Origin of the sequence: Bellilinea caldifistulae (assembly GCF_001306055.1) — a bacterium.
GTDB classification, from domain to species: domain Bacteria; phylum Chloroflexota; class Anaerolineae; order Anaerolineales; family Anaerolineaceae; genus Bellilinea; species Bellilinea caldifistulae.
Genome location: NZ_LGHJ01000016.1, coordinates 60,402 through 77,203 on the forward strand (window position 1 = coordinate 60,402; position 16,802 = coordinate 77,203).

Annotated in this window: 9 protein-coding genes; 5 read left to right on the plus strand and 4 right to left on the minus strand. The window is 50.0% G+C overall.

What is annotated here, in order from left to right; all coding sequences use genetic code 11:
- The first annotated feature begins 9 nt into the window (after window positions 1-9).
- The 5 genes from AC812_RS10270 (at window position 10) to AC812_RS10290 (ending at window position 13,191) form a co-directional block, all read left to right on the plus strand.
- Entirely contained in the window at window positions 10-1,110 is a 1,101-nt protein-coding gene (locus tag AC812_RS10270; RefSeq protein ID WP_061915778.1) for a hybrid sensor histidine kinase/response regulator, read from the plus strand.
- Window positions 1,111-1,128: 18 nt separating this feature from the next.
- Entirely contained in the window at window positions 1,129-2,469 is a 1,341-nt protein-coding gene (locus AC812_RS10275) for a C69 family dipeptidase (protein ID WP_061915781.1), read from the plus strand.
- A gap of 52 nt (window positions 2,470-2,521) precedes the next feature.
- Complete coding sequence (locus tag AC812_RS10280) at window positions 2,522-5,863, plus strand: HAMP domain-containing sensor histidine kinase (protein WP_061915784.1); 3,342 nt, start codon at window positions 2,522-2,524, stop codon at window positions 5,861-5,863.
- 167 nt (window positions 5,864-6,030) lie between these two features.
- Window positions 6,031-10,278 carry a DNA-directed RNA polymerase subunit beta' gene (gene rpoC / locus AC812_RS10285; protein ID WP_061915787.1) on the plus strand — a complete coding sequence of 1,416 codons (4,248 nt, stop codon included), beginning with the start codon at window positions 6,031-6,033 and terminating at the stop codon, window positions 10,276-10,278.
- 132 nt (window positions 10,279-10,410) lie between these two features.
- Window positions 10,411-13,191: a DNA gyrase/topoisomerase IV subunit A gene (locus tag AC812_RS10290; RefSeq protein ID WP_061915791.1), complete on the plus strand. Its 2,781-nt coding sequence runs from the start codon at window positions 10,411-10,413 to the stop codon at window positions 13,189-13,191.
- Here the strand turns inward: AC812_RS10290 and AC812_RS10295 are convergent.
- The 4 genes from AC812_RS10295 to AC812_RS10310 all read right to left on the minus strand — a co-directional run bounded on the left by AC812_RS10295 (window position 13,188) and on the right by AC812_RS10310 (window position 16,668).
- A complete protein-coding gene (locus AC812_RS10295; protein ID WP_061915794.1) occupies window positions 13,188-14,291 on the minus strand; it encodes a nuclear transport factor 2 family protein in 1,104 nt (367 codons plus the stop codon). The genes AC812_RS10290 and AC812_RS10295 overlap by 4 nt on opposite strands.
- Before the next feature lie 29 nt (window positions 14,292-14,320).
- A complete protein-coding gene (locus AC812_RS10300) occupies window positions 14,321-14,893 on the minus strand; it encodes an HDIG domain-containing metalloprotein (protein ID WP_061915798.1) in 573 nt (190 codons plus the stop codon).
- Window positions 14,890-15,579 carry a SanA/YdcF family protein gene (locus AC812_RS10305; RefSeq protein ID WP_114676096.1) on the minus strand — a complete coding sequence of 230 codons (690 nt, stop codon included), beginning with the start codon at window positions 15,577-15,579 and terminating at the stop codon, window positions 14,890-14,892. Before AC812_RS10305 ends, AC812_RS10300 begins: the two co-directional genes overlap by 4 nt.
- A gap of 90 nt (window positions 15,580-15,669) precedes the next feature.
- The gene (locus tag AC812_RS10310) at window positions 15,670-16,668 is read right to left on the minus strand and encodes a phosphate/phosphite/phosphonate ABC transporter substrate-binding protein (RefSeq protein WP_082149039.1); all 999 of its coding nucleotides are present in this window, start codon (window positions 16,666-16,668) and stop codon (window positions 15,670-15,672) included.
- Window positions 16,669-16,802: the final 134 nt, after the last annotated feature.

Genomic DNA, 16,802 nt, shown 5'->3' on the forward strand with positions numbered 1-16,802 from the left:
TTACACGGGATGAAAAAAATTCTTGTTATCGAAGACGAATCGGATATTCGCGAAAATATCATTGATCTGTTGAGCGAAGAGGGGTATCTGGCGGTTGGCGCCCAAGATGGAGAAGAGGGTATTCACAAAATCTGGCAGGAATTCCCTGATCTGGTTTTGTGCGATATCTTGATGCCGAAGGTGGATGGTTATGGGGTATTGACGGTGGTCAGCAAGAGCCCATTCACATCTACGATACCGTTTATCTTTTTAACCGCAAAAACGCAGCGAGAAGATTTGAGAAAAGGGATGGTCTTAGGGGCAGACGACTACATCACCAAACCTTTTACCCGATTGGAACTGCTTCAAGCGATCGAAACCCGATTGTTGAAGCACGAACAGTTACGTCTGCAAGCTCAACAAAAATTAATCGAATTGCGTACCAATATCAGTCTTTCCCTTCCCCATGAATTGTTGACCCCGCTTAGCGTCATTTTGGGATTTTCGGAATTTTTGATCAATAATTTATCTGCTGAACCAGCCAATTTGCAAACCCTGGAAATTGTCAGTGATATTCATAATGCTGCCAAACGGTTGCTGCATTCCCTCCAAAAGTATTTATTTTATGCAGAATTGGAGGTCATTTTGTCGGATGCAGAGAAAATCACCAGAGCAAGGCACTCCCGCTTTCAGATTAACCGATCAGAGGTTCTGGCAGCCATTGCCGCAATTCCAGAAAGCGAAGAACGTCGTGAGGATTTTCGGATTGAGGTTGGCGAGGCTCTGGTTTGTATTTCTGAAAACTATTTCCATAAGTTAATGGAAGAGCTGCTGGAAAATGCGATCAGATTTTCACCAGTTGGAAGTGTAATCAGTGTGCGTGGGGAAGTGCTTCGTGAGAAAGGCCTTTATAGAATTCAAATCATTGACCACGGGAGAGGGATGACTCCCGAACAAATAGCGGGGTTAGGCGGTTTTGTCCAAAAAGAAAGAAGGCTATATCCCTCTCAGCAAAGCGGTTTGGGACTTGAAGTTGTTAATCGAATATTGGATATTGTTCAAGGCTCCTTGAGCATTCAGAGTCAACCGGGCAGCTGGACGACAGTAGAGATCTTTTTACGCTTGGGTTGAAAAAGGGAGGACATGATCATGTGTGACACCATGGTAGTTTTAGGAAATGCAACGGCGGATGGTTCGGTTTTGTTCGCCAAAAATTCCGACCGTGAGCCGAACGAAGCACATGAGGTCATCCTGATCCCGGCAGCAGAACACCCCGCTGGTTCGAGAGTGAAGTGCACTTACATTGAAATTCCTCAGGTGAGTCACACCTACGCGGTGTTGTTAGCCAGGCCATTTTGGATATGGGGAGCTGAAATGGGGACAAATCAGCATGGAGTGGTTATTGGCAATGAAGCCGTATTTACCCGGGTTCCTCATCCAAAAGAAAATGGATTGATCGGGATGGACTTTATCCGTCTGGCTCTGGAACGCAGCCGCACTGCGGAGGAGGCTTTATACTGTATCATCAGTTTATTAGAGGAATATGGCCAGGGTGGGAATTGTGGCTTTCGCCATCGAATGGTGTACCACAACAGTTTTATCCTGGCGGATGCCAGAGAGGCGTGGGTGTTAGAAACTGCTGGCAAGTTTTGGGCAGCAGAAAAAGTAAAAGACATCCGTTCTATCTCCAATGCTTTGACAATTGGTGAAACGTGGGATTTAGCCTCGTCAGGCCTCGTTGAATATGCAATCAAGCAGGGATGGTGTCAATCGAAATCTGATTTTAACTTTGCCCGCTGCTATTCTGATGTAATCTACACCCGATTTAGTGATGCAAGGCGGCGTCAAAAATGCAGCACTGATCTGCTTTCCATTCATCGTGGGAAGGTCACCGAAAAAACGATGTTCAATGTGCTGCGTTCTCATGCTGGCATTGGGGAGGAGGAACGACGAATTGACCGGGGATTGACCGGTTCTGAGGTATGTATGCACGCCGGATTTGGGCCGATAAGGGGCAGTCAATCGGTTGGATCCATGGTCAGCCGTCTGACACCGAATGGGGCAACCCATTGGATGACAGGCACGTCCGCGCCTTGCCTGAGTGTGTTTAAACCAGTCTGGATAGATAGCGGCCTGCCGGAAGATTTGATTGGACATCCGCGGGGAACATTTGATCCCACTACCTTGTTCTGGAAGCATGAAATTCTTCACCGTACCGTATTGAAAAATTATCCTGAAAGAAGTCGTCTGTTTTTGGTTGAACGGAATCAAATGGAGGATGAATTTCTCCATCAGGAATCAGAAAAACGTTCTCGAAGCGAGATAGAGCGGCGGACGTTTACTCAAGAATGTTTTCGCAGGGCGCAAATAGCCGAGCAAGGCTGGTTGGAGGATGTTATAAAAGTACCAGAAAGAAGGCTGGATTTCTTTTACGATCTGGCATGGAGGCAATTTAACCGTGAAGCGGGGTTAGGCTCACTCGTCCGTTAAATCCGAAACATCATCCTGCGGAGCAATGCTATAATCTTAACCACTGGTTGAGATGAATCTATTCAATATTCAACTATTTCAAAATCCTTTCTTTTACCTGCCATTTCACTCATCGGGTTGGGTGGGATGGCTGGCTATGCTGGCATTGGTGTTATTGGGGGGAGGCAGGATTTGGCGTATATCCGATTTTCGTCGCCCGGTTAAGTGGAATGTTTTCCTTGTTGCGCTGCTGCTTGTACCGCTGGCAATTCTGCTCCTTGAACTTCAGTTGTCTATCTTGCAGAGTGGCGCTGTACCAAACCTCCCGCTAGAAGTGAACCGGACGGGGGTGCTGGTTTTTGTGGCGTTCCCCATTTTTTTTGCGGCGGGTTTGGCTGGTTTGCTTCCCTCGCTGTTGACCGGTCTTTTCACCGGCTTATTCCTTGGGCTGTTTGCAACCCACGATTTGTTCTCCATTGTTGAGTGGGGGTTTTTAGGTTTATTCATCGGCATTGCACTTTCCCAAAGCTACCGCACTGCCTTTTATAAAATGTTACGCCACCCTTTGGGCGGGGCGGTTATTGTTTGGATTGCCTACCTGCCAATATTTCTGTTCGTCTCATTTTTTGCCATTCCCGGTAATCTGGCTGAAAGGCTGGATTTTGCTCTTGCACAGAACTGGCCGCAATACATTGTGCGTGGAATTGAATTGGGATTTGGCGGTTTGTTTTTTGAGCTGATTTATTTATTTCTGCCGGCATTGTGGAAAAAACCGCAGCAATTGCTTCCTTCTCCCAATGAGACCAGCCTGCAAAGCCGATTTTTGTTGTTTACCGTGCCCCTGGCAGTATTGTTGTTCGTTATATTGATTCTGGCAGACTGGTGGGTAGCCGGGCAGGCTGCCCGGCAGATGATGGAATCGCGTTTGCAGGGATTAACCCGGGTTGCTTCTCAATCACTCCCCTATTTTTTAGAAAGTGGACAAAGTTTGATCATTGATTTTGCAAAGCCCGATTTAGTCCAAAAATCAAATTCAGAAGTACAACTGCTTTTGATGGAAGATATTCGGGCTGTGCCCTATTTTCGCCAACTGGTGGTATTCGACAAGGGTGGCCAACCATTGAATGCTTATCCCGCAGAAGGCAGCATGGACTTAAGACTTTCGCCGGATGAGGAAGTGGGGATTGCCCTGGCGTTGAACGGGGTTATTGTTCAGGTTTATCCAATCCCACCCTATCCGGGTGAAAAATCGGCACAGGTCGCATTTATCGCATCGATCAAGGATGAAACGGGAATTATTCAAGGTACAATTCTCGGCAGAACTGATTTTGAGAGTAACCCATTTACCCAGCCCGCCCTCAGTGCTCTGGAAGGGGTGCTGGAAAACGGCGGTGAGGGTTTCATTCTAGATGAACAGGGAAACATTCTTTACCAGACATCGAATGCTACACCCCTTACAGCAGCCGATCAATTTCTCGGGAATCTACAGGTCGGTGCAGGATTGTACGAAGATACCTCTCCAACCGGTACACGCCTGCTGGTGCTGGCCGAGCAAGTCACCGGACGTCCCTGGCAGGTGGTGGCGCGGGTGCCCGCCAGTGTTGCTCAGCAAATTGCTTTGAATATTGCCATCCCGACTCTGGTTATCCTGCTCATCTTGTTTGGGACTGGTTCGGCATTAATGTTCGGGATAGTCCGCGTTGTGACTCGTAATTTGCTCAAACTCACTGATCAGGCAGTTCACATTTCCCTTGGCGAGCTGGATCATGCCATTGAGAGCAAGGGTAACGATGAAATTGGGCGGCTGGCTAAAGCCTTTGAAACTATGCGCATCAGCCTCAAAAAGAGGCTTGAAGAATTAAATCAACTGCTGGTGGTCAGTCAAGGAGTGGCTGCCAATCTGGAAATTTCTGAGGCAATTCAGCCGATTCTCAAAGCGGCGCTGGATGAAGATTGTGTCTCTGCTCGAGTTGTCCTGATTCAAGAAGTGCAACTGGATCTTGAAGGGGATCAACTGGTCAGTTGGGGGGTGGGGAAACAACCGGACTTGTACCACCATCTGGATGGTCAAATTTTCGAACAAATGCGCTCGCATCATCTGCTCTCCATTCCAAACACCAGCCGGGTGCGCCGAATCAGCGCGGTCGGTGGTCAACCGCACCCTGCTGCGTTGATTGCCTTCGGTCTGTTTTTTGAAACGACATATTATGGGGCTTTGTGGCTGGCGTATGATAAACCGAAAAACTTCAGCGAAGATGAAGTACGGTTTCTGAATACCCTGGCCAGTGAAGCAGCCTTAGCGGCGGCAAATTCCCGCTTATACGCATCAGCTGAAATTGGCAGGCGGCGTTTGGAGGCGGTACTGACTTCGGTGCCTGAGCCGGTGTTGGTGTTTGATGAAAAGGATCGGTTATTGCTGCTCAATCCGGCTGCCATCCATGTTCCGGGTCTAATTTCGGCAGCCTTACCGGGTCGGCCGCTTCAGGATGTGGTGAGCTCGGAAAATCTGATCAGGTTGATCAGCGGTTCGTTGGAAGATCGAATCGCCTCCCGAGAAATTCAGTTATCGAATGGAAAAGTATTTTACGCCAGTGTCGCTCCGGTGATGGGTGAGGATTATCAGGTAGGAAAAGTTTGTGTGCTGCGGGACATCACTCATTATAAAGAATTGGATGCTCTTAAGTCGGAAATTGTGGCAACCGTCAGTCACGATTTACGCACACCCCTGACATTGTTGCGTGGTTATAGCACCATGCTGAATATGATCGGTGAGTTGAATGAACAGCAGCAAATTTATGTTAACAAAATTGTATCCACGGTTGAGGACATGACTCATCTGGTGAATAATTTGCTGGATCTGAGTCGGATTGAATCGGGAATACCCCTCAAGTTGGAGGAGGTGGATCCGATGATCGTTGTGGAAAAAATTATCCGTCAATATCAACCACATGCCTCCCAAAAGAACATTCAGTTAACCTTTGAAGGGCCGCAAGACGGAAGACGGTTGATGATCAAAGCTGATCTGGCATTATTGCAACAAGCCTTGATTAATCTGGTAGATAATGCTATAAAATACACACGTAACGACGGTCAGGTCATGGTACGGGTACGCCCGGGCAATGAACGATTAACATTTGAAGTCCATGATAACGGAATCGGGATTGCACCGTTAGATTTACCTCGCTTGTTCGAGAAATTTTATCGAAGCGGGCGACGGGAAGCCTACGAGAAACGAGGTTCTGGGCTGGGATTGGCGATTGTAAAGTCCATTGCCGAGCGGCACCACGGACGGGTGTGGGTAGATAGTCAGCTGGGTAAGGGAAGTATCTTTTATATGGAATTGCCAGTGGATCAACCACTGACGATAACTGAGGAAGCGGTACGAAATGGGGGTGTTGCAAACCTTAAAAAATGAAAATTGATCTGTAAATTACACTTGAAATTTGATAGATTGTGCTATAATTATCATTTGCATGCATGCATTCGATTTGATGATCTCATAAGCTCAACGCAAGGGAAGGACTCTCGTGCGTTTCTATTTGTTTAAATTGTGTGGTTTGAAATAAAAGAGGAGGCACGTTCGTGGAAACGAAAAGCTTAGTTGCACTGCGCATCAGCCTTGCGTCCCCAGATACTATTCGCAGCTGGTCGTACGGGGAAGTACTGAAACCTGAAACCATCAACTACCGCCGGTTGCGGCCCGAAAAAGATGGTCTCTTTTGCGAAGCCATTTTTGGGCCGACCCGGGACTATCAATGTTATTGCGGAAAGTACAAAAATCCACGCTACAAAGGAATTGTCTGTGATAAATGCGGTGTGGAAGTCACGCGTGCCTCGGTTCGGCGTGAGCGGATGGGGCACATTGAGCTGGCTACACCTGTGGCACATATCTGGTATACCCGCCGTGTTCCCTCATACCTGGGTCTGCTGCTGGATATTTCACGCCGTAACCTCGACCGGGTGCTTTATTTTGCTCAGTACATCGTGACCTATGTGGATGAAGACGCCCGTAACAAGGCCCTAAAACGTCTGGAAGATGAAATCAGCGTGTCGGAACGGGAGCAGGCGGCCGAAATTAACGCGCGGATTCTGGAAGTCAAGCAGGCGCGTGACCGTAAAATTGCCGAGCTGAATCAACGCCGGCAGGATATGGAAGCCCGCCGTGACGAACTGATTGCCCAGCGCCTGGAGCCGGTCATTCAAGAAGGTCAGTCACTGGAGCGCCAGTTGCAGGATAAGATTGGAAGCGCTACCCGCACGGCAATTGTATTTTCGGCGACCAATACCGAAATCGTCGGCGCAGGCGAGACAGTTTCGGCTCAACATATCGGCAGGGTTCAGCGAGTAGTTAAGGAACGTCTGGACGAACTGGAAAATGAATTCCGGGATCAGTTTCAGCGCGATCTGGAACAGATCAAAATGCAGATCGAGGAAGTCCGTGCGCAGGCCGAAACAGAAATGGAAGCCTTGCGCAATCAATTGGAAGATCAATCCAACGTTTCTCAAAATGCCAATTCCCGCCTGCGGGATGAACTGCAGGAGCTGCGGCCTTTTACTTTCCTGACCGAAACCCGTTATCGCGAATTGAAATCGCGCTGGGGTCAGGTTTTCCGAGCGGACATGGGAGCCGAGGCCTTCTATGATGTGTTGCGCCGGCTCGATCTGGATAAACTTTCGGAAGAGTTGTGGCATGAAGTACGCACCTCCAAGAGCAAGCAAAAACGTAAAAAAGCAACTACCCGGCTCAAGGTGGTAGAGGCCTTTCGCCGTTCTCAAAATCGTCCCGAATGGATGATTCTCACGGTTTTACCCGTGATTCCGCCGGACTTGCGCCCTATGGTTCAGCTGGATGGTGGGCGTTTTGCGACTTCGGATTTGAACGATCTTTATCGGCGGGTGATCAACCGTAACAACCGTTTGAAACGCCTGCTCGAACTTGGCGCACCGGATGTGATTGTGCGCAATGAGAAGCGCATGCTTCAAGAAGCGGTGGATTCGCTGATTGATAATTCTCAACGCGGCAAGGCTCTTTCGCGCAGAGGCCGGCGAGAATTGAAGTCATTGAGCGATATGCTCAAAGGCAAGAAGGGCCGCTTCCGCCGCAATCTGCTGGGTAAACGGGTGGACTACTCCGGTCGTTCGGTCATTGTAGTCGGCCCGACTCTCAAACTGTACCAGTGCGGCCTGCCCAAGACGATGGCTTTGGAATTGTTCCGGCCTTTTGTGATTGCACGCCTGGTAGCGCATGGGTATGCTGCCAACGTGAAAGGCGCCCGTCGGTTCATCGAACGCAACCGGCCTGAAGTTTGGGAAGTTCTTGAAGAGGTGATTAAAGACCGGCCAGTATTGTTGAATCGTGCGCCAACGCTCCACCGCCTGGGTATTCAAGCCTTTGAGCCAATTCTGATCGAAGGCAGCGCCATTCAATTACATCCGCTGGTGACTACCGCCTTCAATGCTGACTTCGACGGTGATCAAATGGCGGTGCACGTTCCGCTTTCCGAAAAAGCGGTGCGCGAAGCCCGTGAATTGATGCTTTCTTCGCGCAATCTGCTCAAACCAGCGGATGGCGAGCCGATTATCAGTCCGTCTAAAGATATGGTGCTGGGTGTGTACTATCTGACCATGATAGATGATAAAGAACACCCAGGAAATGGACGCTACTTTAGCGATTTGGATGAGGTTGAACTGGCCTACCAGCTCGACCAGGTAGATGTTCACACCCGGATTAAGCTGGTCGTGGATACCTGGTATGATGATCAGAATAATCGTTTGCCGGAACCCCGACGGGCGATGATCGAAACCACGGTGGGACGAGCCTTATTCAACCGCATTTTGCCGGAAAAGGTGCAGTTTGTTAACGAAACGCTGGATAAGGGCGGTGTAAAAGACCTGATTGCCGATGTATATGAATTTTGCGGCGAGGATGTCACAACCGACGTTGCAGATCGGATCAAAGACATCGGGTTTGAGTATGCCATGCGTTCTGGTGCGACCATTTCGGTTGATGACATCACCATGCCGGCGGATAAGAAAGAAATTTTGGAACGCGCCCAACAAAAAATCGAAAATGTTCAGCGGTCTTACCGGCGTGGTTTGTTGACCGAGCAGGAGCGCAACGAACGAGAAATTGAAATCTGGCAGCAAACCACCAAGGAAGTGGCAGATGCTGTGCGGCGTGCCATGAATCCGACCGGTAACCTGGCAACAATGGCGAATTCGGGTGCAACCAAAGGCGGTTTTGGCCCAATTTCTCAGCTGGCGGGAATGCGCGGTTTAATGGCTGACCCGGCCGGCCGTATCATCCGCCTCCCGATTCAGTCCAATTTCCGCGAAGGTCTGACTGCGCTGGAGTACTTCATTTCAACCCATGGTGCGCGAAAAGGTTTGGCAGATACGGCGCTGCGTACAGCCGATGCGGGTTACCTGACCCGCCGCCTGGTTGATGTGGCGCAGGACATGATTGTCAACGAGGTGGATTGCGGTACTCAGGAAGGCATCTGGATCCGCAAGGCGGATGATGTGGCAGGCCAACCCATGAGTGCACGCTTGTACGGCCGCACCGTTGCTCAGCGGGTCATTGATCCGTTGACCGGAGAAGTGTTAGCCGAACGGGATGATTTGCTCGACCATGACCGCATCCGCCGTCTGCTGCAGGCCGGTATTGATGAGGTCAAAGTGCGCTCACCGCTTACCTGTGAATTGATTCACGGGGTATGCGCCAAGTGTTACGGTATGGATCTGGGACGCGGTAAGATGGTTGAACTGGGTGCGGCAGTTGGAATCGTTGCTGCCCAATCCATTGGCGAGCCGGGTACGCAATTGACATTGCGCACCTTCCACACGGGTGGGGTGGCTGCCGGCGGCGATATTACCACCGGTTTACCGCGCGTGGAGGAGTTGTTTGAAGCCAGACGAACTCCTAAAGGCGAGGCCGTGATCACGCGTATTTCCGGTGTGGCAAAGATTATCCAATCTGACCGCTACAGCGATCAGCGTGTGGTGCGAGTCGAACACAGCGAACTGGTCAGTGATGAGTACGAGATCCCCGAAGGCTGGGATATCGTTGTCAAGGACGAGGGAACCGTTTCGTTAAGTGATCCCATCGCGGTACAGGGAGAAGCCTCCATCACAGCCCAACACACCGGGCGGGTTCGCATCGAAGGCCGTAAAGTGATTGTCACCTATGAACAACGCGAATCCGAGGAATATGAAATTCCCTCTACCTCGCGGATACTGATCAAAGACGGTGAACACGTTGAAGCCGGCCAGCCGTTGACCGAAGGTTCGTTGAACCCGCATACCATCTTGAAAATCAAAGGACGCGATGCCTGCCAGTTGTACCTGCTGAGCGAAATTCAGAAAGTCTATCGCGCGCAGGGTCAAAACATCAATGACAAGCACTTTGAGGTGATCATCCGCAAGATGATGGGCCGCGTTCAGGTGATCCGGCCGGGTGATACGCATTACCTGCCGATGGATATCGTTGATCGGCTTGAATTACGCCGGGTGAACGAGCAGATGATCCGCGAGGGCAAACAACCAGCCCGCTTTGCGGAAATTTTGCTGGGTGTAACCAAGGCATCTCTGAGCACCGATTCGTTCCTCTCTGCTTCCTCATTCCAGCATACGATCAAAGTTCTTGCAGGGGCAGCCATTGCCGGTGCCGAGGATCCGCTCTACGGTCTGAAAGAGAATGTGATTATCGGAAAATTGATCCCAGCTGGGACGGGCTTTGAATACGGGCGTTTCAAAGCCCTGCAGGAAAACAAGAACAACGATCAGGAAGTTCACCGCATTTCGGTCGCCAATATCACCAGTTCAGATTAATCAATTGGATCAATTGAACAGCAGCGAGGGCAGGTTAATGCCCTCGCTGTTTTTAAGTTCGTCCAATGGCTTTCCATGATAAACTGAATTGAAAAATAATTTTTAAACTGATCCAGTGAGGAGCGGTTTTTGATGGAGATTGGACTCGTTCGTAAAGTAGATATTGACCTTGAGATGCAGCAATCGTATCTGGATTATGCGATGAGCGTCATTGTTGCTCGAGCCTTACCGGATGCCAGGGATGGCTTAAAACCGGTGCAACGGCGAATCCTTTACGGTATGTACGATATGGGGCTGAGAGCCGATTCGGCATTTAAAAAATCTGCCAGAATCGTTGGTGAAGTTTTGGGTAAATACCATCCACATGGAGATCAAGCGGTTTACGAAGCCATGGCGCGCATGGCGCAGGACTTCACCATGCGCTATCCGCTGATTGATGGACAGGGCAATTTCGGCTCCATTGACGGCGATCCGCCGGCTGCAATGCGGTATACCGAAGCCCGCCTGACACCGATTGCGTTAGATTTACTGCTTCAACTTGACCGCGACACAGTTGATTTTGAGCGGAATTTCGATGACTCCTTGAACGAACCGCTCGTCCTGCCGGCTGCCTTGCCCAATTTGCTGATCAATGGAGCCTCTGGGATAGCGGTGGGTATGGCAACCAGTATTCCACCCCACAACCTCGGGGAGGTGATTGATGCACTCATCTACATGTTGGAACGATGGGAGCGTTTGGAAGATATTGGTGTTGATGATTTGATGAAATTCGTACGCGGGCCTGATTTTCCAACTGGCGGGATTATCCTCCAGGAAAACGGCGGGGAGGATTTACTTTCTGCCTACGCAACCGGCAGGGGCAAGGTCACCCTGCGGGGAAAAGTTCAGCTGGAGGATATGGGCAGGGGCAAGAGCCGGATTATCATCACTGAGCTACCCTACCAGATCAATAAAGCCTCGCTCATCGAACGGATTGCGGAACTTGCCCGCGAAAACGAATTGGAGGGGATTAGCGACCTGCGGGATGAATCCGACCGGCAGGGAATGCGAATTGTCATTGAGTTGAATAAAGTTGCTGAAGAACAGAATGTATTACGCGAACTTTACCGACGCACTCCCTTGCAAAGCACTTTCCGTATTTCACTGCTTGCACTCGTTGATGGCGAGCCGCGTTTACTCTCCCTAAAGCAGGCTTTACGGGTTTATCTGGATCATCGAATTACGGTCGTACGGCGGCGCAGTGAACATGACCTGGAAAAAGCCCGCCAACGGGCGCATATCCTGGAGGGTTTGCGGGTAGCCCTGGCCAATCTGGATGAATTAATCAATTTGATTCGCAAGGCACAGGATGTGGAAGATGCTCGCGCGAAATTGATGAAACGCTATAAGTTGAGTGAAATTCAGGCAAATGCCATTCTGGAAATGCAACTGCGTCGGTTGGCTGCATTGGAGCGGAAGAAAATTGAATTGGAATATCAAGAAACGCTCAAATTGATCAAATCCCTGACAGAATTACTCAGATCGCCGAAAAAATTGAGAGAAGCAGTTGCCGAAGAACTTGTCAGTATCAAGCAGAAGTATGCGGATCGCCGTCGGACACAAATTGTTTCGCTGAAACAAGGTGCGGCAGCCAGAGATATCCTGACCACCAGTGAATTGATGCCGGAGGAAAAGGTCTGGGTTGGGATGACCCAAGAGGGTTTGATCGGGAGAATGACTGCCGAAAAATTGACTCGCTTTAGCGGAAAAGATGCTCCGGCGTTATTGCTCCTTTCCGGCTCAAACCATACCCTTTATCTGGCTGCAAAAGATGGACGGTGTGCCGCGATTGCCGTCCAATCCCTGCCAGATGTGGAAAATTTTGCGGATGGAATCCCTGTTTTCAAAGCCTGTCCATTAGGCAGTGAAACCCTGCCCGTGGTTTTGTTTTCTTCTCCAATGAGGATTCCATCAGATAAAGATTATTTTGTCGTCACAATCAGTCGAAATGGAATGGTCAAAAAAACCGATTTGCGCGAATTACCCGGACCTTCGGCGCAGACCTTTACTCTGGTGAAAATCAACAGCGGTGATGAACTGTTGAATGTTCTCATCACGGCGGGGAACGATGAAATTGTTCTGGTGAGCAAAGGCGGAATGATGATTCGCTTTGCGGAGGGTGAAGTCCGCCCAATGGGATTGGTTGCGGCTGGTGTTAACGGGATCAAATTGAGCAACGGCGATGAAGTGGTTGGCGGGATGATCTTTAACAAGGAAGAAGATATGCTTTTAGTGTCGGAGGATGGAAAGGGTTGGCGCATGCCTGCTACCCAAACTGTTCTCCAGGGCCGTTATGGGCAGGGAATCATCGCGGCACGGCTGGGAAAAGGAACCGGGCTGGTTGGTGGGATTAGCGGGCCGGCGGAATTAAATATCTTGATTTATTTTGAACATCTGGCAGCCAAAAGCATTCGTCTGGATAGTATACCTGCCGGCAAAAGAGCAGCCAGTGGAAAACCTCTCTTTGATTTAAAACCCGGTGAGAGGGTCAGGAATGTACTGCCAATTGTCCAGAAATTGGGCAAATGGGAGGCGGAGGGGCAGGAAAAAACCCCCAAACGACCTCGCCGAGTGACTGAAAAAGGGGCTGGAAGCGTAAAGCCTGGTTCAGAGACACCAAAACAACCCGCAAAAGGCAGCAGAAAGACTGCTCAACCAAAGCAGGGTGAACTCCCTATGGAAACTCCGTCGGTCGGGTCGAAACCGGTCAGGCGCAGTCGCAAGACGACACTCACTTCATCCGAGCCGGATAAGAAAGCATCTTCCCAATCCTCCACAACCAGAGGAAGGTCAAAAAGGCAGTCAACTCAAGCGGAGCAAGTTCAACCTACAGCGAAGAGGCGCGGGCGAAAACCGACGGAGAAATCATCTTAAGCGGATATGGTGAAGTTGGTGTAATGGTAGGCGATTTTTCCATCCATGATACCGAAGGTGTCGGCGCCATTTTTCACGGTTGCATTACCGGATTGGGCTGTCCAGTTGAAGTGGCGGGTGCTGCCGCTTTGGGTTGTGTGGGTCAGGGTAAAACTTGCCTGGGGTAAGAGATCGTTGAATAAAGTGGTGTACCAGGCCCGAATTGCCTGACTGCCCTGGATTACCCGGGCAGGAGTAATGTGGACTGCATCTGGATGGTAAAGATGCAGCATGAGCGATGGATCGTGCAGGTTGAGTGCCTGGAAGTAGAGGTCAACAATATCCGGTGGCGGAGGTTGGGGTGACCAGGAAAATTGGGCGATCACATCCCACAGGGCGGGAGTTTGTTTGCGGCATTCGTCCCAGGAAAAGAAATTTACCCCGCTCAACCCCAAAGCCTGTACTGTGCGCAAGAATTCGAGGATATCCTGTTCGGTTGGAGCCCATCCGCCGGTTTTGTAGGTTGGGCCGGTAGGAATTACCGGCCGGAAAGGCGTCATATTCTGAAATTCTCGAACGCTCCGCCGTAACTGGGCTTCGGGATTATGGGCTTTTTCCCAATAAACCTGAGGCATGTTGTAATCTGCAAATTCCAGAAAGGTTTTCCATGGCAGCTGGGGATGGTAGGAAGGAAAGCGGTATGAGGAGAGGGCAATTGGAATGTTGGGCAATGCTTCCCTGAGTTTACCCATAAATCGCCGGGCGGCCCGATCCCTACCGGCCTGTTTGTACTCGATTTCTGCGTCAACGACGTATCCATCCAGTTGAAATTGTTGAATGCGACGGATAGCCACATTAGCCTCAGCCAGGGGATCATTGCCATAAACGTAATGCCAGCCCCAAACCCGAATATTCTTCTCGCGCAGGGCTTGTACCACCGGGGGGAGGAGGTCGGTGTTGGTCTTGCGATCAATGTTGACCGGCCAGCCGCCATCAGCGATTTTGATCAAAACATGCGTAAATCCGGCCCGTTGTGCGGCTTCAGCAATGGCCTGAGGATTTCCCCCTTCACAATCCTGAATTTTCCAGATAAAAAAGCCTTTCCCCGCTAATCCATTCATACGATCCTCCCTGATGAAGGTGAAACTGATTACTCCGGTTTGAGATTGCCTTCAAGACCTAATTGGGGGGCTATTTTTCGCATAGCCAGAATGACGTTGTCCACATGTTGCCATAATTCCACCCCAAATTCCTCAGCTCCGCGAGCGATTTCTTCGCGGTTTGCACCGGCTGCGAAAGCCCGATCCTTCCATTTCTTTTTTACCGAGGTAGAGGTGAGATCATAGAGTGAACGAGAGGGCCTCACCAGCGCCACGGCGGTGATTAATCCAGTTATTTCGTCACATGCAAAAAGAGCTTTTTCCATCAAAGTTTGACGCGGTACACCGGTATGATCAGCATGACTGAGAATCGCACGAATGATCTCTTCGGAGACGCCATGTTCACGTAGAATGGATACCCCGGCTTGTGGGTGTTCTTCCAGGGTGGGGTGAATTTCCCAGTCAAAATCATGTAAAAGACCCGTTACCCGCCAGAGTTCCACATCTTGATTTAATTTTTCGGCGTAAAACTGCATGGCAGCCTCAACTGCCAGCATGTGATTGATCAGGTTTTGGTTCTTGACGTATTTTGTGACGATAACAAACGCTTCTTCTCGGTTCATGGGTGAGTCTGCTCCTGCATGGAAGTTTCATCCGTCAATCCAAAGATTGGTTCTGGTGTACCCAATACCGGCAAAGGCCGGGTGATAAACACATCCATAAACGCCATGGCCGTAGCGGGTATCTCGCGGATACGCCAAAAACGATAAGCGTAACGACTGTACACCCGCTGGTCGGCAATTGCACCGACTGACTCGATCCCCAGGAAATTGCAGGTAAAAATGGCTCGAGGCAGGTGAAAACGTTGAGTGACCAGGACTGCCTGACGGACACCAAATATGTGACGGGCGCGGTAACAAGTATCATAGGTGCGCCGGCCGGCATAATCCAAAACAATGTCTTCTTCTGGTACTCCTAAAGAAAGGGCAAAGCGCTTCATTGCTCCAGGTTCATTGTACTCAACAAACCGGTTGTCCCCGCTCATTAAGATTTTTTGGACTTTCCCGTCAAAGTACAGCTGAGCAGCAGCAGCCACACGGTCGCGCAATACCGGTGAGGGTTGCCCATCGCGGGTCAATCCTGCACCGAAAACGATGGCTACCGGTGCAAATGGGGTTTGGGTAACCTGAAACTGGCGGGATCGGGCAAACCATTCTGCAATTAAATTGGGAATACCCAAAATCAAAATGATGGCAATGGCGGTAAAAAGGAAAAAGCGAAACAGGAACATCAGAATTTTTTTGACCATGTGGCGATTTTACCATGCTCAGCAGGCACAAATGTTATTCGGATCGTACAAGGTTCGTGCCAGTAACCCGGCGTGTAAGGAAAGGATACTTCAGCGACCAATCCAATCGGCTAAATCTACCCCAGACCAGCGCACCGCCGCGCGCAGCGGGTCATAAACCGAGTCATCCACGACTTGTAAATCTTGAACATCATAATCACTTAAGGCTTGTGTGATACGGCGCTTGCCGTCAGTTGTTTTTACCAGTTCAAGCAATGAAGAATTGATCTGTTTGATAATCGAGTCGCTAACCGAGACGGCGTAGGAGAGGTTCATATTTGGAATATCCGGGTTGGTTTGCCAGATGACGACAATGCGTTGCGGGGCGTCGGTCAGGTCGTTGATCACCTGACTGGAGGTGCGGGGGTCACCAGATATGGAAAATGTCACTCCGAAATCACATATGCCTTTTATATACAACGCGCGAACCACAGCCGGGTGAGTCTGGGCAAACACACCGCTTTGGGTGGGAATGCTCAGTTGTTCTAAAATTCCAAAGGGGAGAATGTAACCCGAAATCGAACCGGGTTCAACCCAACAAGGCCGACCACCACTCAATTGGGAAAGGGCAGTTTGGGCATCGGCTGTGCTGAGGTTGGCGAGCGGGTCAAAATAGGACACGTAACCGCTCTCGACATTAGCGAGGAACTGAGTACCGTAGTAGAAAGTCCCAAAGTGATTGGTGAGGAGACCGAGTTTTACCAATCCTAGATTGTGAGCGTGGAGATAGGTTAATGGCTGCAGCCAGACAAGATGGATTTTCTGCTCTTTAAGGGCTTCAAAAAGATCCGCAGGTTTTTCAAAAACTACGATTTCAAATTCGTAACCGGTGGTTTCTTTAAGATAGTCACGAATTTCTTCGCGGGAGATTTCAATCCGGCGATTACCCTCACCCTCCTGAAGGAAAGCCATCCGCAGTGGATTCTGGCTGCTACCGAGCGGTGCAGGGGTGGGCGTGGAAGTGGTCACCTCGGTTAGAGTTAATGTGAAGGTTGGGGTGGGCGTTTGGGCCGGCTGGACGCTGCATGCAACCAGAATCAGGATCATCATTAATCCGCTTAGGATGGAAAAAATGGAATTGGATGATGGGGAGAAGGCGGGAGGATTAATCACACAGATTTTGCTCCGAAGTGGATGTATGTTGATTATAATCGGATTGGCGGTTCATTTCTGTAGAAGTGATT

Coding starts and splice junctions, on each gene's coding strand:
- AC812_RS10270 (WP_061915778.1), top strand. CDS start 10: ATGAAAAAAATTCTTGTTATCGAAGACGAATCGGATATTCGCGAAAAT.
- AC812_RS10290 (WP_061915791.1), top strand. CDS start 10,411: ATGGAGATTGGACTCGTTCGTAAAGTAGATATTGACCTTGAGATGCAG.
- AC812_RS10305 (WP_114676096.1), bottom strand. CDS start 15,579: ATGGTCAAAAAAATTCTGATGTTCCTGTTTCGCTTTTTCCTTTTTACC.
- AC812_RS10275 (WP_061915781.1), top strand. CDS start 1,129: ATGTGTGACACCATGGTAGTTTTAGGAAATGCAACGGCGGATGGTTCG.
- AC812_RS10280 (WP_061915784.1), top strand. CDS start 2,522: ATGAATCTATTCAATATTCAACTATTTCAAAATCCTTTCTTTTACCTG.
- AC812_RS10295 (WP_061915794.1), bottom strand. CDS start 14,291: ATGAATGGATTAGCGGGGAAAGGCTTTTTTATCTGGAAAATTCAGGAT.
- AC812_RS10310 (WP_082149039.1), bottom strand. CDS start 16,668: ATGATGATCCTGATTCTGGTTGCATGCAGCGTCCAGCCGGCCCAAACG.
- AC812_RS10300 (WP_061915798.1), bottom strand. CDS start 14,893: ATGAACCGAGAAGAAGCGTTTGTTATCGTCACAAAATACGTCAAGAAC.